Consider the following 21,832-nt stretch of genomic DNA (forward strand, 5'->3'; position numbering starts at 1 on the left):
GCAAATTGCTTATGGCTCAGCAGTACAGCAGTGGGCGGCAAACGTCCGGCATGCAGAGGAAAGAGTGTGGACAAGTACCTTTATGTGGCAATGACCGGCGCCAGCCAGAATGCACTGGCGCAGAAGGCTCATGCGAACAACCTGGCGAACATCTCCACCAACGGTTTCCAGAAAGACCTGGAGCAGGCGCGTTCGATGCCGGTGTTCGGTGACAGCTTTCCGGCGCGTGCGTTTGCCCTGTCCGAACGTCCGGCCACCGATTTCTCCCCTGGCGCATTGGTGGAAACCGGTCGCGACCTCGATGTCGCGGTGCAAGGCAATGGCTGGATCGCCGTGCAGAACCCTGACGGCGGCGAAAGCTACGTGCGCACCGGCAGCCTGAACGTCGACGCCCTGGGCGTACTGCGGGCCGGCAACGGTATGCCGGTGATGGGCAATGGCGGGCCGATTGCCGTGCCGCCCGAGCAGCAAATCGAAGTGGGCGAGGACGGCACCATCAGCATTCGTGCGATGGGCGAAGGTCCTCGCGTGATGGCGGAAGTCGACCGCATCAAGCTGGTTAATCCTGACTTCAAGAACATGACCAAAGGCCTGGACGGTTCGATCCACACCAAGGACGGCAAGCCGGCGCAAGCCGATGCCGACGTCAAACTGGTGTCCGGTTTCCTTGAGTCGAGCAACGTCAACGCCGTGGAAGAGATGACCTCGGTGCTGGCCTTGGCCAAGCAGTTCGAACTGCACATCAAGATGATGAACACCGCCAAAGAAGACGACCAGGCCATGGCTCGGGTCTTGCAGATCAGCTAATTATCAGAACGTCGCGCCGTAAAACAGGCGCACGAGGAGAATCGAATGCTTCCGGCTCTATGGGTTGCCAAAACAGGTCTGTCCGCCCAGGACACCAACCTGACGACCATTTCCAACAACCTGGCCAACGTGTCGACCACGGGTTTCAAACGTGACCGCGCCGAGTTCCAGGACTTGCTCTACCAGATCAAACGCCAGCCAGGCGCCCAGTCGACCCAGGACAGTGAACTGCCGTCGGGTCTGCAATTGGGTACCGGTGTGCGCATTGTCGGCACCCAGAAAAACTTCACCGCCGGCAGTCTGCAAACCACCGAGCAGCCGTTGGACATGGCCATCGACGGTCGTGGTTTCTTCCAGATTCTGCAGCCGGACGGCACGACTTCCTACACCCGTGACGGTACGTTCCACCTGGACTCCAACGGTCAGATCGTGAACTCCAGTGGCTTCGCCCTGGAACCGGCCATTGTCATCCCGAACGATGCCCAGACCTTCACGGTCGGTCGCGACGGCACCGTTTCCGTCACCGTTGCCGGCAACCCGGCCTCCCAGGTGATCGGCAACCTGCAAACCGCCGACTTCATCAACCCGGCCGGTCTGCAGGCTGTGGGCAACAACCTGTTCCTGGAAACCGCGGCCAGCGGCGCGCCGCAAGTCGGCACCCCGGGCCTGGCCGGTTTCGGCACCACGCTGCAGAACACCCTGGAAACCTCGAACGTCAGCACCGTTGAAGAGATGGTCAACATGATCACCACTCAGCGCGCTTACGAGATGAACTCCAAGGTGATTTCCACCGCCGACCAGATGCTCTCGTTCGTAACGCAGAATCTGTAATCAAGTCTATGAGGCGACCATGAGGTCGCCTGCAACACCGTGAGGTAGGGTCATGAATCGCTTCGTATCTGTTCTGGCACTGAGTGGGGCCGTCGTGCTCGCGGGCTGCGTTGCCCCGCCGCCCAAGCCCAATGACCCTTACTACGCCCCGGTGTTGCCGCGCACACCATTGCCGGCTGCCGCCAACAACGGCTCGATCTACCAGGCCGGTTTCGAACAGAACCTGTACAGCGACCGCAAGGCGTTCCGGGTCGGTGACATCATCACCATCACCCTGAACGAACGCACCCAGGCCAGCAAGAACGCCAATTCGCAAATGGCCAAGAACAGCAAGACCGACATCGGCCTGAGCTCGTTTTTCGGCGGCGGCCTGAGCACCAGTGATCCGGTGGGCAGCGGTAGCCTGAGTCTGGACGTTGGTTACGAAGGTGACCGCGCAACCAAGGGCGACAGCAAGTCCGGCCAGAGCAACAGCCTGACTGGTTCGATCACCGTGACCGTCGCTGATGTGTTGCCCAACGGCATCATCGCCGTGCGTGGCGAGAAGTGGCTGACCCTCAACACCGGTGATGAGCTGGTGCGGATTGCCGGGCTCGTTCGCGCCGATGACATCGCCACCGATAACACTGTGTCGTCGACCCGTGTCGCCGATGCGCGCATCACCTATTCGGGCACCGGTGCATTTGCCGATGCGAGTCAGCCAGGCTGGTTCGACCGTTTCTTCCTCAGCCCGCTGTTCCCTTTCTAGGTGGCCACGTTGAATCTTAAACACCTCATGGTGGCCGCCCTGATGCTGTCCGCAGCGTTCAACGCTCAAGCCGAGCGGCTGAAGGACATCGCCAGTATTTCCGGCGTTCGTTCCAACCAATTGATCGGCTACGGCCTGGTGGTAGGACTTAACGGTACCGGCGACCAGACGACGCAAACCCCGTTCACCCTGCAGACCTTCAACAACATGCTCTCGCAGTTCGGCATCAAGGTGCCGCCGGGTTCGGGCAACGTGCAGTTGAAGAACGTCGCGGCGGTGTCGATCAGTGCTGATTTGCCGGCGTTCGCCAAGCCGGGTCAACAGGTCGACATTACCGTATCGTCCATCGGTAACTCCAAGAGCCTGCGCGGCGGCACCTTGCTGCTGACGCCGCTCAAGGGGATCGACGGCAACGTCTATGCGATCGCCCAGGGCAACCTGGTGGTCGGCGGTTTTGATGCTGAAGGTCGTGACGGTTCGAAGATCACTGTCAACGTTCCGTCGGCCGGTCGTATCCCGGGCGGTGCATCGGTTGAGCGTTCGGTGCCGAGCGGTTTCAACCAGGGCAACAGCTTGACGCTGAACCTCAATCGTTCGGACTTCACCACGGCCAAGCGCATCGTCGACAAGATCAACAATATGCTCGGCCCTGGCGTTGCCCAGGCCATCGACGGCGGTTCGATTCGCGTCAGTGCGCCACTCGATCCGAGTCAGCGCGTCGACTATTTGTCGATCATCGAGAACCTTGAAGTCGACCCGGGTCAGGCGGTGGCGAAAGTCATCATCAACTCGCGGACCGGCACCATCGTGATCGGCCAGAACGTCAAGGTTTCCCCGGCCGCCGTGACCCACGGCAGCCTGACCGTGACCATCACCGAAGACCCGATCGTCAGCCAGCCCGGTCCTCTGTCCAATGGGCAGACGGCGGTCGTGCCGCGCTCGCGGGTCAACGCCCAGCAGGAAGCCAAGCCGATGTTCAAGTTCGGTCCGGGAACCACCCTCGACGAAATCGTGCGTGCGGTGAACCAGGTCGGCGCGGCGCCGGGTGACTTGATGGCCATCCTCGAAGCACTGAAACAGGCCGGCGCGTTGCAAGCCGACCTGATCGTGATCTGAGGACGGCGACCATGGATATGCGCAAGGGCGGATTGGGGGTCAGCAGCAACGATTCGGGTTCCTATTCGGACCTGAATCGCTTGAACCAGCTCAAGGTCGGCGACAAGGACAGTGACGCGAACATGCGCAAGGTTGCGCAGGAATTCGAGTCGTTGTTCCTCGGTGAAATGCTCAAGTCCATGCGCTCGGCCACCGACGCGCTGGGCCAGGACAATCCGCTCAACACGCCGGCAGCCAAGCAGTACCAGGAAATGTACGACCAGCAGTTGGCCGTTTCCATGTCCCGCGAGGGAGGTGGTATTGGTCTGGCTGACGTGCTGATGCGTCAGATGTCGAAGAACAAACCGCTGGCTCCGGGCGAGGCCGCTGCCGCGTCAGCCGCCAAGCAAGCTGCCGCGAAAGCCGCCGTGGAAACCCCGATTGCCGCGGGTACGGTCGGCACCAACGGGCCGCTGTCGCGCCTCAATGGCGAGCGTCCGCTGTGGGCTTCGCGCTCGGTGAAGTCGCCAGCCAACGCGGGCGAGGGCGCTCATCGCAATGACATGGCGCTGATCAATCAGCGGCGCCTGGCGCTGCCGCCGAAACTGGCCGACCGCTTGCTCGCAGGGCTGGTGCCGTCGGCATCGACCACTGCCGCGACCACCGCGACGGCGCAGAACAATATCCAGATGCCGCAGAGCACCAAGACCGGTGCCGGTCCCCTATACAACGGCGATTGGCTGGCTTCGCAAACGGATGCGACATCCAGCGGGCGTCTGCAGGTTTATGGCCGTGCCATGGCGCAAATACCGCTGGCACCGGCGAAGAAAGCGTTCAGTTCCGCCGACGAATTCGTCAACACCATGCTGCCGATGGCCAAAGAGGCCGCCGAACGCATTGGTGTTGATCCCCGTTACCTGGTGGCGCAGGCCGCCCTGGAAACCGGTTGGGGTAAATCGGTCATGCGCGCCCAGGATGGCAGCAGCAGCCACAACCTGTTCGGCATCAAGGCCGGCAGCAGTTGGAAGGGCGAATCGGCGCGGGCAATTACCAGCGAATTCAGGAATGGCGAGATGGTCAAGGAGACGGCGCAGTTCCGTTCCTATGACTCTTACAAGGACAGCTTTCATGACCTTGTGACGCTGCTGCAAACCAACAATCGCTATCAAGATGTTGTGAAGTCGGCCGATAACGCAGAACAGTTTGTGCGCGAGTTGCAAAAGGCCGGTTATGCAACCGACCCGAACTACGCAAGCAAGATTTCGCAGATAGCCAAGCAGATGACGAGTTACCAGAACTACGCTGCGGCGGGCGCTACCACCACGCCTCTATAGGCATAAGCTATAAGGTCTGAACCATGAGTTTGCTCAATATCGGGATGTCAGGGCTGGCTGCTGGCCATTCCTCATTGCTGACTACCGGCAATAACATCGCCAACGTCGATACCGCGGGTTACTCGCGTCAGCAGACCGTGCAGGGCACCAAAGCCTCGCAGCAGTTCGGCAATGTCTACATCGGTACCGGCACGACCCTGGCCGATGTTCGTCGGGTGTACAACAGTTACCTCGATGCTCAGTTGCAGACCACTACTTCACTCAATAGCGATGCGCAAGCGTATCTGGGGCAAGCCACGCAAGTAGACAAGCTGTTGTCCGACAGCGGCACCGGTATTACCAAAACGCTGCAATCGTTCTTCTCGTCGTTGCAAACGCTGTCCGCCAACTCCAATGACAGCGCTGCACGTCAAGCGTTGTTGACCAATGCACAAGGGTTGAGCAGTCGCTTCAATGCCATCTCCCAGCAATTGAATCAGCAAGGCACGTACATCAACGATCAGCTGGGCTCAATGGCTGATCAGGTCAATAAGCTGGCGGCGACTGTTGCGGCCTACAACAAGAAAATCAGCGAGGTCGGTAGTTCGGGCGGTATGCCCAACGACCTGCTGGACCAGCGCAACGAGACCGTTCGCCAGCTCTCAGAGCTGGTGGGCACACAGGTCACCGAAACCAACGGCAGGCTGGATATTTATCTGGGCAGTGGTCAGCCGCTGGTCATCGGTGATACGGCCAATACGTTGCGCGTGGAGGCTGACAAGAATGACCCTACCCGGTCCTCGATCATCATGGATCGCGGCAGTTCGACGATTGATATCACTTCCCGGGTCAGCGGCGGCGAGATGGGCGGCCTGTTGCGTTACCGCGATGACGTGCTGACGCCAGCCGTCAACGGCCTGGGTCGCATCGCCATGGTGGTGGCCGATCAGGTCAACAAACAGTTGGGGCAGGGGCTGGATCAGAACGGCAATTTCGGCTCGGCGTTGTTTAACGACATCAATAGCCTAAAGGCCATCAGCCAGCGCAGTATCGCCAATGGCAACAACAACCCGGCGTCCGGCAACCTCAACGTCACCATCAAAGACACCAGCAAGTTGGCGGCCAGCGATTACCAGGTGACCTTCACCAGCGCCACGGGCTATAGCGTGCGTCGTCTGTCGGACAACTCCGACATGGGCAGCTTCACGCTGGGCGCTACCCCGGCACCGGTCATTGACGGCTTCAGCCTGAGCCTCAACGCTGGCCCGGTGAACGCTGGCGATACCTTCAAAATTACCCCGACACGCAGTTCCGCGGCGGACATGGCCACTGTCATGACTGACGCCAAGACCTTGGCCACAGCCGCTCCGCTGACATCCACCAAGGCCTCGGGCAATGACGGCACCGGTGCTGTCAGCCAGCCAACGTTGAGTACTGCACTGGATATCTACGATCCGGTGCAGCGCCTGGAAGTACAGACGGCGGTCAAGGCGGCGATGCCGGTTCGCCTGCTCATGACCAGCAGCACCGCTTATGAGGTGTTCGACGCCAAAGGCACCAGCATCGGGACCGGCAGCATCGTGCCTGGTCAGAACAACGATCTGAGTATTTCGGTGCCTTACACGGACGCCGGGGGCGCTGCGAAAACCTTCAAGGTCGCAATGACCGTCAGCGGCAGCCCTGCCAAGGACGACAGTTTCAATATCTCGATGACGGCGCCCGGCAGTACTGACAACCGCAACGCCCAGGCGCTGCTCGGTCTGCAGACCAAGGCCACGGTCGGCGCCAACGCCACCAGCCCGGGCGTGAGTTTCACCGATGCCTACGGTGGTCTGGTCTCGTCAGTCGGCTCCATGACCAAACAGGGGCAAATGGATGCCACTGCCACTGGAGCCATCCTGACCCAGGCCCGGGATTCTCGCGATTCGCTGTCGGGTGTCGACCTCGATGAAGAGACCGGTAACCTGATCAAATACCAGCAGTACTATTCGGCCTCTTCGCAGATCATCAAGACTGCGCAGGAAATCTTCAGCACTCTGATCAATGCCCTTTAAGGAGCCGTAGAACATGCGTATTTCTACTGCACAGTATTATGCGACGACGGCTGCCAACTATCAGCGCAACTTCAATAACCTGCTGAAGTCGGCCGAGCAGGCCAGTAGTGGTGTGAAGCTTGAGACAGCGGCGGATGATCCGGTCGGTGCGGCCCGCTTGCTGCAACTCGATCAGCAAAAAGCCATGCTGGGTCAGTACACCACCAACATCAGCGCCTTGAACACCGCTCAGGCGCAGGAAGAAAGCGTGCTGGACAGCATCAACAACTTGCTGCAAAAAGTCAGCGAGTTGGCGGTACGTGCCGGTGGTGGCTCGTTGAACGACGACGACCGTAAATCCATTGCGGCAGAACTCGGTCAGGCTGAAGAACAACTGCTGAGCCTGATGAACAGCAAGGATGCCAACGGCAAGTACATCTTTTCCGGCGCCAGCAACAATACTCAGCCTTTTACACGCAACAGCGACAGTACCTACAGCTATCAGGGTGATCAGACGCAGCTGCAATTGAAGATCGGTGACTCGATGTCGCTGGGTCTTAACGATACCGGTTGGGATGTGTTCCAGCAGGCGATCAATGCCGCCCGAAGTTCGACCACCATGACCGCGCCGGCCGTCAATGACGGGCGTGTAGCCTTGTCGCCAGGCCTGGTGAGTTCCGGCCCGGCTTTTGATGCAGGTTTTCGCAGTGGTCAGCCTTATACGATGTCGTTTACCAGCAGCACCCAGTTCGTGATCACCGATGCCCTGGGCAATGACGTGACTGCCGAGGCGACGGGGGGCGGCAAGTTCGACCCGGGCGAGAAGGGCGGCTCCGACGTCAACTTCCGTGGCGTCACCTTCAAGCTGGATATCACTTTCCAGGCAGGCGACACCCCGGCCGATAGCGCCAGTGCCGATGCCGTTATCGCCGGTCATAGCTTCCAGTTGACGGCCAAGCCGGACAGCTTCGTTGCCAATCGTGCGCCGGGTAATGCTTCGACGGCCGTCATGACGCAGTCTTCGGTGACCAACGCTGCCGATTACAAGAGCTTTTTCCCTGAAGGCGGCGCGGTCATGAAGATGACCGGCCCGGGCACCTTCGATCTGTACGCGCGCCCGTTGACCAGCAGCAGCACGCCGGTTACCTCCGGAACGGTGACAGCTGGCGTGGCAACAGCGGCCGGTGTGAGCTTCACCTTCGGTGGCGGTCCATTGGCGGCGGGTGATCAGTTCGACATCGCGGTCAATACACACCAGACCCAGAACGTGCTGGATACCATCAGTCAGCTGCGTCAGGCGCTTGACTCGCCGACCCAGGGCAACCCGACCGCGCAGCGCTTTCTGGAAGACACAGTGGCTTCGGCCATTGCCAACCTGGGTAACGCCAAGAACCAGGTCGATCTGGCCCGTGGCGCTATCGGTGCACGGGGTAACGTGATGGATATGCAGGCCGAACAAAACCAGAGCACTAGCCTGATCAACGATTCAACGCAGAACGGAATCAAGAACACCGATCCAGCTGAAGTGCTGACTCGCCTGACCTTGCAGCAAACCATGCTGCAGGCGGCCCAATTGGCGTTCTCGAAGATTTCCCAGTTGGGCCTGTTCAACAAGCTTTGAGTCGGTCTTGACGGCTCGCGGCCAGTCCCTGTCATCAGGGGCTGGCTTTTTTTTGCGTTTTTTTTGAGAAGATCGAGGCAGGTCCGCACTGAGCTGGGGTCACAAAATGAAATAAAGCACTGATCTCTGAGTGACCCGCCAGTCAAAACGCGCATCTTCACTGTATCCTGTCTGCGGGCGGTGAAGGTGGGGGCCTGCTCAAGGTGATCCTTGAGTCCCGACGTTGCCTCCTCTGGGGGCAAGCCCTGACTGTAGACGCCCTCGATTCAGCGAGCGGCGATATTCAGCTGTTTATTATTGGGAAGCCATAATGATTGGCATAAAAAACATAGCGAGTTACGTGCCGGCAGCCGGGGTTGACAACTACGCCCAGGGTGCAAAGTTCGACAAGGACGAAACCTTCATTCTTGGCAAGATCGGCTCGGCGTTTTTGCCGCGCAAGGGTGCCGATCAGGAAACTTCGGATCTGTGCGTCGAAGCAGTCAATGCCCTGTTCGCCGCCAGTCCCGAACTCAAACGTGAATCCATCGATTGCTTGATCGTCGTCACCCAGAACGGTGACGAAGAAGGTTTGCCGCATACCGCTGCAATCGTTCAGGACAAACTGGGTCTGCCAACCCATGTCGCCGCTTTTGATATCTCTCTGGGCTGTTCTGGTTACGTTTACGGCATCTATGCCCTCAAGGGGTTCATGGAAGCGACGGGGCTGAAAAATGGCCTGCTGGTAACCGCTGATCCGTACTCGAAGATTGTCGACCCGGAAGACCGCAACACCACCATGCTGTTCGGCGATGCCGCCACCGCGACCTGGATGGGCGAAAACGCTGTCTGGCAGCTGGGCAAATCGAAGTTCGGCACTGACGGTTCCGGCGCGCCGCACCTTAAGGTCAGCGACGGTGTGTTCTTCATGAACGGCCGTCAGGTCTTCAACTTTGCCTTGCTCAAAGTCCCGGCGCATTTGCATGAGCTGTTGGCGGAGTCCAATTTGCAGGCTGGCGATATCGATGCCTTCTGCATTCACCAGGGCAGCGCGGCGATTGTCGATGCCGTTGCGCGCCGTTTTGAAGAGGGCGAGCCGGAGAAGTTCATCAAGGACATGCTGGAAACCGGCAACACCGTGTCGTCGAGCATTCCGCTGCTATTGCAGAACCATGTGTTCGATTCGAAGTGGACGCGTGTGGCCATCAGCGGTTTTGGTGTGGGTCTGTCGTGGGGTTCGGCGATTCTCTTTCGCGGCTGACGGGATACACCTTGTAGCTGACATAAAAACGCCCGGAGGCGAAAGTCTCCGGGCGTTTTGCGTTTTACTGGCGCCGAATTTCCGGCTCTAAAGCCTTGAAATTAAAGGGCTGGCAAGCTGCCACTAAAAATTTGCAAAAAACCCCTCAAGCAAAGCCTCTTCACGACGATAACTATTACGTAGGTTCTCTAGGCCACACCCGGCGGATGCCAGGGCCGGAAGCCGCAGTATCCATCCAACGAGGATTTCGTCATGGCTTTAACCGTAAACACCAACCTTGCTTCGCTGAACGTTCAGAAGAACCTGAGCAACGCTTCCAACGCTCTGCAGAACTCGATGCAACGCCTGTCTTCCGGCCTGCGTATCAACAGTGCAAAAGACGACGCAGCTGGCCTGCAGATCTCCAACCGTCTGACCAGCCAGATCAACGGCCTGGGCACTGCCATCAAGAACGCCGGTGACGGTATTTCCATCGCGCAAACAGCTGAAGGCGCGATGCAGGAATCCACCAACATTCTGCAAAAAATGCGTACCCTGGCCCTGGCTTCCGCGAACGGCTCGCCAAGCGCTGACGACCGTAAGTCGAACAACGCTGAATACGCAGCTCTGACCTCCGAGCTGACCCGTATCGCTACCACCACTACTTTCGGTGGTCGTAACCTGCTGGACGGTTCGTTCGGTACTACTTCTTTCCAAGTTGGCGCCAACGCTAACCAGACCATCAACATGACTCTGGGTGACGTATCGGCTAACAACATCGGCTCTCAGCAACTCAAGAGCACCGCTATTGTCCCGGCTGCTGGCTTTACTGCAGATACGCTCACTGTTACCGGTGGCGGTCAAAGCAAGCCTGTGGCTATCCTGACCACTGACTCCGCTGGCTCTATTGCTTCCAAGCTGAACGGCGCAGTCGGCGGCTTGGCTGCCACTGCGAGCACTGAAGCTGAGTTCACTATCGACGCTGCTGTGACCAAGCCTGGCGCTCCTGCCAACTTCACAATGGACATAGGTTCTGCGTCGGTTAAATTTGTCGGCGTGACCAGCACTGCTGACTTGGCAGAACAGTTGAAGTCCAACGCTGCCAAGTTGGGTATCAGCGTCAACTATGATTCCAAGCTGGGTAGCCTGTCGATCAAATCCGACGCGGGCGAAAACATCAAGTTCACTGGCACTGGTGGCTCTGTTGCCGGTATCAAGATCAACACCAAGGGTGCTGATGGTGCGTACGTTCCTGCCAACGCTACTGTGCTTGCTGACAACATTGTTGCAGTGGGTGCGATCTCGCTCAACTCCAGCAGCGGCTACTCGATCAGCGGTACTGGTACTCAGTTGTTCGGTGCGGCTGCTGTCAGCTCTACCAAGACCAACGTTTCCAACACCAATGTGTCCACCGCAGCCAGTGCTCAGGACGCTGTTGACGTGATCTCCCAAGCGATCGCCAACATCGACTCCCAGCGTGCTGACCTCGGTGCGGTACAAAACCGTTTCGACAGCACCGTGGCCAACCTGCGCAGCATCTCGGACAACTCCACGGCTGCTCGTGGCGTGATCCAGGACGTTGACTTCGCCTCCGAAACCGCTCAGCTGACCAAGCAGCAAACCCTGCAACAGGCTTCCACTGCGATCCTGTCCCAGGCTAACCAGCTGCCATCGGCTGTACTGAAGCTGCTCGGTTAATTCCAGCGCTTGGTAAATAACGGAAGGGCGCGTTTACGTGCCCTTTCGTTTTTTCATGATGAGGAGAGTTGGCATGGACATGAGCGTCAAGTTGAACCTGTCTTATCCGGCTGTTGCAGCGCACAGTACGGCGCCCTCGGCCACAGTTACCCCTGAGAAACCCAAGGCTGAAGCTGAGGTGCCGAAAGTATCGGAGCCCAGGCGTTCGGACTTGGAAAAGGCGGTGACCGATATTCAGGAGTTCGTCCAGGCTGCCCAGCGCAAACTGGATTTCTCCATTGATGATTCCTCCGGCCGGGTCGTGGTCAAGGTCATCGCCACCGAAACCGGTGACGTGATTCGCCAGATCCCTTCGGAAGCTGCATTGAAACTGGCGCAAAGCCTGACGGACGCCAGCAGCCTGCTGTTTGACGGCAAGGCCTGAGCTGGCACGAATTTTGTTGCTGTCGCTGCCTGAGGCGTTCTTCGTCAAGAAAGCGACAGCCACTGCAAAAGGAGATGGATGATGGCAGGTATATCGGTTCCCGGTATTGGTTCGAACATCAAGACCGCGGAAATTGTGCAGTCCCTGGTGGCTGCCGAGAAAGCGCCCAAGCAGACGCAGATTAACAACCAGACGCTGAAAGCCACTACCTCGCTGTCGTCTATCGGTAAGATCCAGGCCGCGCTGGAGGCGTTTCGCGGTGCGTTGAAGACCATGGGCACCACGGCCAGTTTCAGCGGGCTGGCGGGTACGTCTTCGGATGAGAAAGTCGCCACGGTTACAACGGGCAATGGCGCGGCGGCCGGCAACTTTTCGTTGGTGGTAGAAAGTCTGGCCACGGCGTCGAAGATTTCCACGCCAGTGTTTGCCGGTGGTTCCAAAACTGTCGTTAATACGGGCGCGGCCCCGACCACGCTGACCATCCAGCAGTCGGGCAAGAACTATGGTGTCAGTATTCCCCCTGATGCCACGTTGCAGCAGGTGCGCGATTCGATCAATTCGCAGTATGCCAACCAGGGTTTGAGCGCCAACATCTTGAGCGATGCCAACGGCTCGCGATTGGTGCTGACGTCGAATGTTACTGGCGTAGGAACGGATTTGACCCTGTCGGGCGATTCCGGATTGGAGGTTGGCACTTCGGTGATCACTCCGCCGGCAAATGCCAAGTACAAGCTGGACGGTCTTCCGATGGAGTCGACAAGCAATACGATCTCCGATGCGGTGAGCGGTGTCAGCATCAAGTTGCTGTCGACCTCGCCGGTGCCGACCAAGCCCGACGGCACACCGCTACCGGCTACGCCGATCACCATTTCGGTCACGGCCAGTAGCTCGACCTTGAAATCCTCGGTCAAGGGCTTTGTCGATACCTACAACGCCTTGATCAAGGCGGTGAATGCTGAAACCCAGGTGACCACGAACCCTGACGGTTCGATGACGAGCGGCGCCCTGACCGGCGACGCTTCGCTGCGCTCGCTGCTGTCATCGGTGCGCAACGAGTTGAACGCATCGTCGGGCTCGGGGCCGATGAAGGCGTTGGCGCAGTTCGGCGTGCAGACAGACCAGAAGACCGGCGTGCTGTCGATCGATGACAAGAAGTGGGACGCGGCAGTGCTCACCAATGCTGCGGACATCAACAGTATCTTTACCGGCGACACCGGTTTGCTGGCACGCCTGACGAAGGCAACCGACAGTTTCGCGCAGACGAAGACGGGGGTTTTTGCGGCCCGTTCGACCTCCTTGTCCGATAGCCTGAACGACTTGAAAAAGCAGCAGGACACGCTGGACGCACGGATGGTCAGTCTGACCACTAGCCTGAGCGCCAAATACAACTACATGGACTCTTTGGTGGCCAAGCTCAGAGCTCAGGGTGACAGCATCATGACTACGCTCAACGCGCTCAACAACCCAAAGTCTGACTGATCGGATGACCGATAGAAAAAACCCAGGCCGGCCACTCAAGGCGCCTGGGCTTTTTCTTTGGCGGACGGCGTGCGTTAAAGTTTTTTGCGACGCTGTCGACACAAAGAACAGAGCAAACCCTTTTTAGTTGTGCCTGTCACGAGGTAGAAACATGAATCCCATGAGAGCCCTTCGCCAATATCAGAAGGTCAATTCCCATGCACAGATCTCTGAAGCCAATCCCCATCGCCTGGTGCAGTTGCTTATGGAGGGCGGGCTGGATCGCATGGCTCAAGCCAAGGGCGCAATGGAGCGGGGTGACATCGCACTCAAGGGATTGATGCTCGGCAAGGCCGTGGACATCATCATTGGCTTGCGTGACGGTCTGAATCCGGAGAAGACTGAAGACCCGGCTTCGCTTCAGCAGCTCGACAACTTGTACGCCTATATGATGACGCGGCTGATGGAAGCTAACCGCAACAACGATGCAGCGATCATCGACGAAATTTCGGGCCTGCTCGATACCCTCAAAAGCGGCTGGGATGCAATTGCAAATCAATAGGCCTGCGGGTCTGAGGATAGCGCTATGAGTCAAGCACTGCAGCGGATTGAAGAGACACGCGAAGCCCTGGTCGATGCCCTGGCGGCACGCAACTGGGATGCGATCGGTGAGCTGGACGTGGCTTGCCGCGAATGCGTCGACGAGGTGCTCAGCGAGGCACCTATCGATGAGGAAGCATTGCGCACTAATCTTGAAGGCTTGCTGGCCGTTTACAAAGAGTTGCTGACGGCCACGATGGGGGAGCGCCAAGCGATCGTCGACGAGATGTCGCAGATCACCCATGCACAGAGCGCGGCAAAGGTTTACCATCTGTTCGGTTAATCCCCGGTTAATCCAAACATAGTGCGCCATAAATTTGACTGTGCACGGTTTTTTGACTTAACTAGTGGCTGATTCCAGATTTCAGGCGTCTACAGGCATCAACGTGTCTGCAAGCGTCTAGCTTGCCCCCTCATTTCGGGCATTGAGTTGACTAGGGAAGTTGCTATTGCATGTGGCGTGAAACCAAAATTCTGCTGATTGATGACGATAGCGTCCGCCGCCGCGACTTGGCGGTGATTTTAAATTTTCTTGGCGAAGAAAATTTACCCTGCGGTAGCCATGACTGGCAGCAGGCTGTCGGCTCATTGTCATCAAGTCGTGAAGTAATCTGTGTCCTCATCGGGACGGTCAATGCTCCTGGCGCACTCGTGGGCTTGTTAAAGACACTCTCAACCTGGGATGAGTTCCTTCCGGTTTTGTTAATGGGTGATAATTCTTCCGTTGACTTGCCTGAAGACCAGCGTCGCCGAGTGCTTTCGACCCTCGAAATGCCACCCAGCTACAGCAAATTGCTCGACTCCCTGCACCGTGCCCAGGTCTATCGCGAGATGTACGACCAGGCCCGCGAGCGCGGCCGTCACCGTGAACCCAATCTTTTCCGCAGCCTTGTCGGCACCAGCCGGGCGATTCAACACGTCCGTCAGATGATGCAGCAAGTCGCCGACACCGACGCCAGTGTGCTGATCCTCGGTGAGTCCGGGACCGGCAAGGAAGTGGTCGCGCGCAACCTGCACTATCACTCCAAGCGTCGTGACGCGCCGTTCGTACCGGTCAACTGCGGGGCGATCCCGGCCGAGTTGCTGGAAAGCGAACTGTTTGGCCACGAGAAGGGCGCCTTCACCGGGGCAATCACCAGCCGCGCCGGGCGTTTCGAACTGGCCAATGGCGGCACGCTGTTCCTCGATGAAATCGGCGACATGCCGTTACCGATGCAGGTCAAGTTGCTGCGCGTATTGCAGGAACGCACTTTCGAGCGCGTGGGCAGCAACAAGACCCAGAGCGTCGATGTGCGGATCATCGCGGCAACTCACAAGAATCTCGAAAGCATGATCGAGATCGGTACCTTCCGCGAAGACTTGTACTACCGGCTGAACGTGTTCCCGATCGAGATGGCGCCACTGCGCGAACGTGTCGAAGACATTCCACTGCTGATGAACGAGTTGATCTCGCGCATGGAGCACGAGAAGCGTGGCTCGATCCGTTTCAACTCCGCGGCGATCATGTCGCTGTGCCGCCACGGCTGGCCGGGCAATGTCCGCGAGCTCGCCAACCTGGTGGAGCGCATGGCGATCATGCATCCGTACGGGGTGATCGGCGTGGTCGAGCTGCCGAAGAAATTCCGTTACGTCGATGATGAAGACGAGCAACTGGTCGACAGCTTTCGCAGCGATCTTGAAGAGCGCGTGGCTATCAACGGTCACACCCCGGATTTCTCGGCCGGTGCCATGCTGCCGCCAGAAGGCCTGGACCTGAAGGACTACCTTGGTGGTCTGGAACAAGGGCTGATTCAGCAGGCGCTGGATGATGCCAATGGCATCGTGGCGCGCGCCGCCGAACGGCTGCGTATTCGTCGCACCACGCTGGTGGAAAAGATGCGCAAGTACGGCATGAGCCGTCGTGACGGAGATGAACAGGCGGATGATTGACGCCTGTTTTTCAAGTCCTTCATTTGTAAGCGGTTTTTTTTAGGCACGGGTATTGCTACATCCCTCGCAACGTTCCGTTTAACTGACGGTCAGCCAAGCGAGAGAGCACAATGCCCCAAGCCGCCCAGATGTCTCCTGTCCCCGACACTTCGGGACAACCGTCGTCCGTAGAGCAGGCGAGCCGGCTTGGCCTTGAGCAGGCGTTTGCGCTGTTCAACCAGATGTCGAGCCAATTGACCGATTCCTACAGCATGCTCGAAGCCCGGGTCACCGAGCTCAAGGGTGAGCTGGCGGTGGTCAGCGCTCAGCGCATGCAGGAGCTGGCGGAAAAAGAACGCCTGGCCAACCGGCTACAAAACCTCCTGGATCTGTTGCCCGGCGGCGTCATCGTCATCGACGCCCAAGGCATCGTGCGCGAAGCCAACCCCGCTGCCTGCGAACTGCTCGGTCTGCCCCTCGAAGGCGAGCTGTGGCGTCATGTCATTGCCCGCTGCTTTGCGCCCCGTGAAGACGACGGTCACGAAATATCGCTCAAGGACGGTCGGCGTTTGTCGATCTCCACTCGCTCGCTGGATGCCGAGCCTGGTCAGTTGGTGTTGCTCAATGACCTGACTGAAACCCGTCATCTGCAAGATCAGTTGGCCCGCCACGAACGTCTGTCGTCCCTCGGCCGAATGGTCGCTTCGCTGGCTCATCAGATTCGTACCCCCTTGTCCGCCGCCTTGCTCTACGCCAGTCATTTGACTGAGCAAGCGTTGCCGGTCGAGACCCAACAGCGTTTTGCCGGGCGCCTGAAAGAACGTCTGCATGAGTTGGAGCATCAGGTTCGCGACATGCTGGTGTTTGCGCGCGGCGAGCTGCCGCTGACCGATCGCGTCACACCCAAAGTGCTGATGCAGTCACTGCAGGCGGCCGCATTGACCCATGTGCAGGACCTGCCGATTCGCTGGCAATGCGACAGTCATTCGGGCGAGTTGTTGTGCAATCGCGACACGCTGGTCGGGGCGATCCTGAACCTGATCGAGAACGCCATCCAGGCCAGTGGCGGTGACGTCCGCTTGAAGGTCCACCTGTATACCCGTGACAACAACCTGCGCGTATCGGTCAGTGACAGCGGCAGTGGCATCGATACGAAAGTGCTGGCACGACTCGGCGAGCCGTTTTTTACCACTAAGACCACCGGGACCGGCCTTGGCCTGACCGTGGTCAAGGCAGTGGCTCGTGCTCATCAGGGAGAATTGCAGCTACGCTCGCGGCTGGGTCGCGGCACTTGCGCGCAGGTCATCCTGCCGCTTTTTTCCGGTGAAAAGCCCCACGCTCAGGGAGCGGAGTGAAGGACATGGCAATCAAGGTTTTACTGGTCGAGGATGACCGCGCGCTACGCGAAGCACTGGCGGATACGCTGCTGCTCGCGGGGCACGACTACACGGCGGTAGGCTCGGCAGAAGAAGCGCTGACGGCGGTCGGTAATGAGGCGTTCAACCTGGTGCTGAGTGACGTCAACATGCCGGGCATGGACGGTCATCAGCTGCTTGGATTGCTGCGGGCTCGTCAACCGCAGCTGCCGGTGTTGTTGATGACGGCTCACGGCGCCGTAGAGCGGGCAGTCGATGCGATGCGTCAGGGCGCAGCGGATTATCTGGTCAAGCCGTTCGAGCCCAAAGCCTTGCTCGATCTGGTGGCGCGTCATGCGCTGGGCAGTCTCGGTGCGACCGAGGGCGAGGGCCCTGTAGCGTTTGAGCCGGCCAGTGCGCAATTGCTGGAATTGGCCGCACGGGTGGCGCGCAGTGATTCCACGGTGTTGATCTCCGGTGAGTCCGGGACCGGCAAGGAAGTGCTGGCGCGTTATATTCATCAGCATTCCCATCGTGCCAGTCAGCCTTTCATTGCGATCAACTGCGCAGCCATCCCCGACAACATGCTCGAAGCCACGTTGTTTGGTCATGAAAAGGGCTCGTTCACCGGCGCCATCGCGGCGCAGGCCGGCAAGTTCGAACAGGCTGATGGCGGGACCATCCTGCTCGACGAAATTTCCGAAATGCCTCTCGGGCTCCAGGCCAAGTTGCTGCGAGTTTTACAGGAGCGCGAAGTCGAGCGAGTCGGCGCACGCAAGCCGATCACGCTGGATATTCGGGTCGTGGCAACCACCAACCGTGACCTGGCCGGTGAAGTGGCAGCGGGACGTTTTCGTGAAGACCTTTACTATCGCCTGTCGGTGTTTCCGCTGGCCTGGCGTCCGTTGCGCGAACGTACCGCCGACATCCTGCCATTGGCCGAGCGTCTTCTGGCCAAGTACGTCAATAAAATGAAGCATGCCGCGGCAAGGCTTTCGCCTGAGGCTCAGGCGTGCCTGATCGGTTATCCATGGCCGGGTAATGTGCGTGAGCTGGATAACGCGATTCAGCGGGCGCTGATCCTGCAGCAGGGTGGATTGATACAGCCTGAGGATTTTTGTCTGGCCGGGCCGGTCGCCTGTGCGCCTTTGCCAGCCTTGGCGCCAGCGTCCGTGCGAATCGTCGAGGTCGAATCCGAGTCGGCCGGGGCACTGGGTGATGATCTGCGTCGCCGTGAATTCCAGATGATCATCGACACCTTGCGCTCCGAGCGCGGTCGTCGCAAAGAGGCCGCCGAGCGCTTGGGCATCAGCCCGCGCACCCTGCGCTACAAGCTGGCACAGATGCGTGATGCCGGAATGGACGTGGAAGCTTATTTGTTCGCCACCTGATTCGATTTTGGTAGCAGTTGGCTTCGCCAGCTGCTGCGAATTGCATTACGACTTGAAAGACTGGGCTTTTGTTTGAAGCGGTCACGGAGCTGGCACCCTTGTTGCTAACACCTCACTACCCGCCGAGTGAGTGTCAAAAAAATCGCGGGTCGCCAAAGACGTAGCTCGTCAAAGAGAGAAACCATGAGCCAAGGTATTGAATTTAATCGATTGATGTTGGATATGCGCTCCATGCAAATGGATGCTATGTCTGCGTCGAAATCGACTGCCGCAGTCCCTCAACTGGGTGGCAGCAGCTTTTCCGACATGCTCGGTCAGGCCGTCAATAAAGTGAGCGAGACGCAGCAGGCGTCCAGTCAGTTGGCCAGTGCCTTCGAGATCGGCAAGAGTGGCGTCGACCTGACGGACGTGATGATTTCCTCGCAGAAGGCCAGCGTGTCTTTTCAAGCGTTGACCCAAGTACGCAACAAGCTGGTTCAGGCATACCAAGACATCATGCAGATGCCGGTTTAAGGACGATTTGAGTCATGGCAGAAGCAGTCGCCGATAATGTTCCGGCCAAGGCCACTCCAATAGACGGCAAGCCGCCGCTGTTCGGGTTGTCCTTCCTGGAAAACCTCTCCGAGATGACCATGTTGCGTCAGGTGGGCCTGTTGGTCGGCCTGGCTGCGAGCGTGGCGATTGGCTTTGCCGTGGTGTTGTGGTCCCAGCAGCCGGACTACCGGCCTCTTTACGGCAGTCTTGCCGGTATGGACGCCAAACAGGTCATGGATACCCTGGCCGCAGCCGACATTCCCTATACCGTTGAACCGAACTCCGGTGCCTTGCTGGTCAAGGCCGATGACCTGTCCCGTGCGCGAATCAAACTCGCGGGCGCTGGTGTCACTCCCAGCGACGGCAACATCGGTTTTGAAATTCTCGACAAGGACCAGGGCCTGGGCACCAGCCAGTTCATGGAAGCGACCCGTTATCGTCGCGGTCTCGAAGGCGAACTGGCCCGCACCATTTCCAGCCTGAACAACGTCAAGGGTGCCCGCGTGCATCTGGCGATTCCGAAAAGTTCGGTGTTCGTACGCGACGAGCGCAAGCCGAGCGCCTCGGTTTTGGTGGAGCTGTATTCCGGTCGTTCGCTGGAGCCGGGTCAGGTACTGGCGATCATCAACCTGGTGGCCACCAGCGTTCCCGAGCTCAGCAAATCCCAGATCACTGTCGTCGACCAGAAGGGCAACCTGCTGTCGGATCAGGCGGAAAATTCCGAACTGACCATGGCCGGCAAGCAATTCGATTACAGCCGTCGCATGGAAAGCATGCTGACCCAGCGCGTGCACAACATTCTGCAACCGGTGCTGGGCAACGATCGCTATAAAGCCGAAGTGTCGGCCGATGTGGATTTCAGTGCCGTCGAGTCGACCTCCGAGCAGTTCAACCCGGACCAACCGGCGTTGCGCAGTGAGCAATCAACGTCCGAGCAACGCACCGCCAGCAATGGCCCGCAAGGTGTGCCGGGTGCCCTGAGCAATCAGCCACCCGCGCCGGCTTCTGCGCCGCAAACCACCGGTGGCGCTACCGCGTCGGCCGGCATGGTGCAGCCAGGCCAGCCACTGCTGGATGCCAACGGTCAGCAAATCATGGACCCGGCCACCGGCCAGCCTATGCTTGCACCGTACCCGGCGGACAAGCGTCAACAATCCACCAAGAACTTCGAACTCGACCGCTCCATCAGTCACACCAAACAACAGCAGGGCCGTTTGAATCGGCTCTCGGTGTCGGTGGTGGTGGATGACCAGGTCAAGATCAACGCGGCCAACGGTGAAACCACTCGTGCGCCGTGGACCGCCGATGAATTGGCGCGCTTCACTCGCCTGGTGCAGGATGCCGTCGGCTTCGACGCCAGTCGTGGCGACAGCGTCAGCGTGATCAACATGCCGTTCTCCGCCGAGCGCGGTGAAGTGATTGCCGAAATTCCGTTCTACTCCCAGCCGTGGTTCTGGGACATCGTCAAGCAAGTGCTGGGTGTCTTGTTCATCCTGGTGCTGGTGTTCGGTGTGCTGCGTCCGGTGCTCAACAACATCACCGGTGGCGGCAAAGACAAACAGCTGGGCATCGGCAGCGACGTCGAGCTGGGTGGCATGGGCGGCCTGGACGGCGAACTGGCCAACGACCGCGTCAGTCTCGGTGGCCCGACCAGCATTCTGCTGCCGAGCCCGAGCGAAGGGTATGACGCACAGTTGAACGCAATCAAGAGTCTGGTGGCAGAAGATCCGGGTCGTGTGGCCCAGGTCGTGAAAGAGTGGATTAACGCAGATGAGTGATAACCGAGCCGTTGCCGCCAAACTGTCCAAGGTCGACAAAGCCGCGATCCTGCTGCTGTCCCTGGGTTCGACCGATGCCGCCCAAGTGCTGCGCCACATGGGGCCCAAAGAGGTCCAGCGTGTGGGTGTGGCCATGGCCCAGATGGGTAACGTGCACCGCGAGCAGGTCGAGCAGGTGATGAGTGAGTTCGTCGACATCGTCGGCGACCAGACCAGCCTCGGCGTCGGCTCCGACGACTACGTGCGCAAAATGCTCACCCAGGCCCTGGGCGAAGACAAGGCCAACGGCCTGATCGACCGCATCCTGCTGGGCGGCAACACCAGTGGCCTCGACAGCCTGAAGTGGATGGAACCGCGCGCCGTCGCCGACGTGATCCGTTACGAGCACCCGCAGATCCAGGCGATCGTGGTGGCGTATCTCGATCCGGACCAGGCCGGCGAAGTGCTCGGCAACTTCGACCACAAGGTGCGACTGGACATTATTCTGCGGGTCTCCTCGCTGAACACTGTGCAGCCAGCAGCCCTGAAAGAACTCAACCAGATTCTCGAGAAGCAGTTCTCCGGCAACTCGAATGCCTCGCGCACCACCTTGGGTGGCATCAAGCGCGCGGCGGACATTATGAACTTCCTCGACAGCTCGATCGAAGGTCAGCTGATGGACTCGATCCGCGAAGTCGACGAAGACCTGTCCGGTCAGATCGAAGACCTCATGTTCGTGTTCAACAACCTGTCCGATGTCGACGATCGCGGCATTCAGGCGTTGCTGCGCGAAGTGTCTTCCGACGTGTTGGTGCTGGCCCTCAAGGGTTCGGACGAAGGCGTCAAAGAGAAGATCTTCAAGAACATGTCCAAGCGGGCGGCCGAACTGTTGCGCGACGACCTCGAGGCCAAAGGCCCGGTGCGCGTCAGCGACGTGGAAACGGCGCAGAAAGAAATCCTCACCATTGCCCGCCGTATGGCCGAAGCCGGAGAAATCGTTCTCGGCGGGAAGGGCGGCGAAGAGATGATCTAAGGCCACT

At 59.0% G+C, this 21,832-nt stretch carries 19 protein-coding genes; all 19 read left to right on the forward strand.

Going from position 1 to position 21,832, the window contains the following annotated elements; genetic code table 11:
• Window positions 1-66: 66 nt before the first annotated feature.
• Window positions 67-807 carry a flagellar basal body rod protein FlgF gene (locus ACMXYJ_RS09680; protein ID WP_056742140.1) on the forward strand — a complete coding sequence of 247 codons (741 nt, stop codon included), beginning with the start codon at window positions 67-69 and terminating at the stop codon, window positions 805-807.
• 45 nt (window positions 808-852) lie between these two features.
• Window positions 853-1,638: a flagellar basal-body rod protein FlgG gene (gene flgG, locus ACMXYJ_RS09685; protein WP_415759624.1), complete on the forward strand. Its 786-nt coding sequence runs from the start codon at window positions 853-855 to the stop codon at window positions 1,636-1,638.
• A gap of 52 nt (window positions 1,639-1,690) precedes the next feature.
• Window positions 1,691-2,386, forward strand: coding sequence for a flagellar basal body L-ring protein FlgH (flgH, locus tag ACMXYJ_RS09690; protein ID WP_309677797.1), 696 nt, complete (start codon window positions 1,691-1,693; stop codon window positions 2,384-2,386).
• 27 nt (window positions 2,387-2,413) lie between these two features.
• Entirely contained in the window at window positions 2,414-3,502 is a 1,089-nt protein-coding gene (locus tag ACMXYJ_RS09695) for a flagellar basal body P-ring protein FlgI (RefSeq protein WP_056742131.1), read from the forward strand.
• Between the two features lie 11 nt (window positions 3,503-3,513).
• Window positions 3,514-4,815 (forward strand): flagellar assembly peptidoglycan hydrolase FlgJ, encoded by a 1,302-nt coding sequence (flgJ, locus tag ACMXYJ_RS09700; RefSeq protein WP_415759625.1) that lies wholly within the window; start codon window positions 3,514-3,516, stop codon window positions 4,813-4,815.
• A 23-nt stretch (window positions 4,816-4,838) separates the two neighbouring features.
• Complete coding sequence (flgK, locus tag ACMXYJ_RS09705; RefSeq protein ID WP_415759626.1) at window positions 4,839-6,848, forward strand: flagellar hook-associated protein FlgK; 2,010 nt, start codon at window positions 4,839-4,841, stop codon at window positions 6,846-6,848.
• 13 nt (window positions 6,849-6,861) lie between these two features.
• Window positions 6,862-8,448 (forward strand): flagellar hook-associated protein 3, encoded by a 1,587-nt coding sequence (locus ACMXYJ_RS09710; protein WP_415759627.1) that lies wholly within the window; start codon window positions 6,862-6,864, stop codon window positions 8,446-8,448.
• 310 nt (window positions 8,449-8,758) lie between these two features.
• A complete protein-coding gene (locus tag ACMXYJ_RS09715) occupies window positions 8,759-9,688 on the forward strand; it encodes a ketoacyl-ACP synthase III (protein ID WP_415759628.1) in 930 nt (309 codons plus the stop codon).
• A gap of 252 nt (window positions 9,689-9,940) precedes the next feature.
• Complete coding sequence (locus tag ACMXYJ_RS09720) at window positions 9,941-11,365, forward strand: flagellin (RefSeq protein ID WP_415759629.1); 1,425 nt, start codon at window positions 9,941-9,943, stop codon at window positions 11,363-11,365.
• 73 nt (window positions 11,366-11,438) lie between these two features.
• Window positions 11,439-11,789, forward strand: coding sequence for a flagellar protein FlaG (locus tag ACMXYJ_RS09725; protein WP_415759630.1), 351 nt, complete (start codon window positions 11,439-11,441; stop codon window positions 11,787-11,789).
• An 81-nt stretch (window positions 11,790-11,870) separates the two neighbouring features.
• Window positions 11,871-13,268 (forward strand): flagellar filament capping protein FliD, encoded by a 1,398-nt coding sequence (gene fliD / locus ACMXYJ_RS09730; RefSeq protein WP_415759631.1) that lies wholly within the window; start codon window positions 11,871-11,873, stop codon window positions 13,266-13,268.
• A 151-nt stretch (window positions 13,269-13,419) separates the two neighbouring features.
• Window positions 13,420-13,809, forward strand: coding sequence for a flagellar export chaperone FliS (fliS, locus tag ACMXYJ_RS09735; RefSeq protein WP_415759632.1), 390 nt, complete (start codon window positions 13,420-13,422; stop codon window positions 13,807-13,809).
• Window positions 13,810-13,833: 24 nt separating this feature from the next.
• Entirely contained in the window at window positions 13,834-14,130 is a 297-nt protein-coding gene (gene fliT, locus ACMXYJ_RS09740) for a flagellar protein FliT (RefSeq protein ID WP_415759633.1), read from the forward strand.
• A gap of 170 nt (window positions 14,131-14,300) precedes the next feature.
• On the forward strand, window positions 14,301-15,776 hold the full coding sequence (locus ACMXYJ_RS09745) for a sigma-54 dependent transcriptional regulator (RefSeq protein WP_192406794.1): 1,476 nt from the start codon (window positions 14,301-14,303) through the stop codon (window positions 15,774-15,776).
• Between the two features lie 128 nt (window positions 15,777-15,904).
• Window positions 15,905-17,110 carry a sensor histidine kinase gene (locus ACMXYJ_RS09750; RefSeq protein ID WP_415760701.1) on the forward strand — a complete coding sequence of 402 codons (1,206 nt, stop codon included), beginning with the start codon at window positions 15,905-15,907 and terminating at the stop codon, window positions 17,108-17,110.
• A 5-nt stretch (window positions 17,111-17,115) separates the two neighbouring features.
• Window positions 17,116-18,501, forward strand: coding sequence for a sigma-54-dependent response regulator transcription factor FleR (gene fleR / locus ACMXYJ_RS09755; RefSeq protein WP_415759634.1), 1,386 nt, complete (start codon window positions 17,116-17,118; stop codon window positions 18,499-18,501).
• Window positions 18,502-18,684: 183 nt separating this feature from the next.
• The gene (gene fliE, locus ACMXYJ_RS09760) at window positions 18,685-19,014 is read left to right on the forward strand and encodes a flagellar hook-basal body complex protein FliE (RefSeq protein WP_415759635.1); all 330 of its coding nucleotides are present in this window, start codon (window positions 18,685-18,687) and stop codon (window positions 19,012-19,014) included.
• A 14-nt stretch (window positions 19,015-19,028) separates the two neighbouring features.
• Complete coding sequence (gene fliF, locus ACMXYJ_RS09765) at window positions 19,029-20,813, forward strand: flagellar basal-body MS-ring/collar protein FliF (protein WP_415759636.1); 1,785 nt, start codon at window positions 19,029-19,031, stop codon at window positions 20,811-20,813.
• A complete protein-coding gene (gene fliG, locus ACMXYJ_RS09770) occupies window positions 20,806-21,825 on the forward strand; it encodes a flagellar motor switch protein FliG (protein ID WP_007948903.1) in 1,020 nt (339 codons plus the stop codon). Before fliF ends, fliG begins: the two co-directional genes overlap by 8 nt.
• Window positions 21,826-21,832 lie beyond the last annotated feature (7 nt).

The sequence above is a fragment of the Pseudomonas arabinosi genome (assembly GCF_047758675.1).
GTDB lineage: Bacteria > Pseudomonadota > Gammaproteobacteria > Pseudomonadales > Pseudomonadaceae > Aquipseudomonas > Aquipseudomonas arabinosi.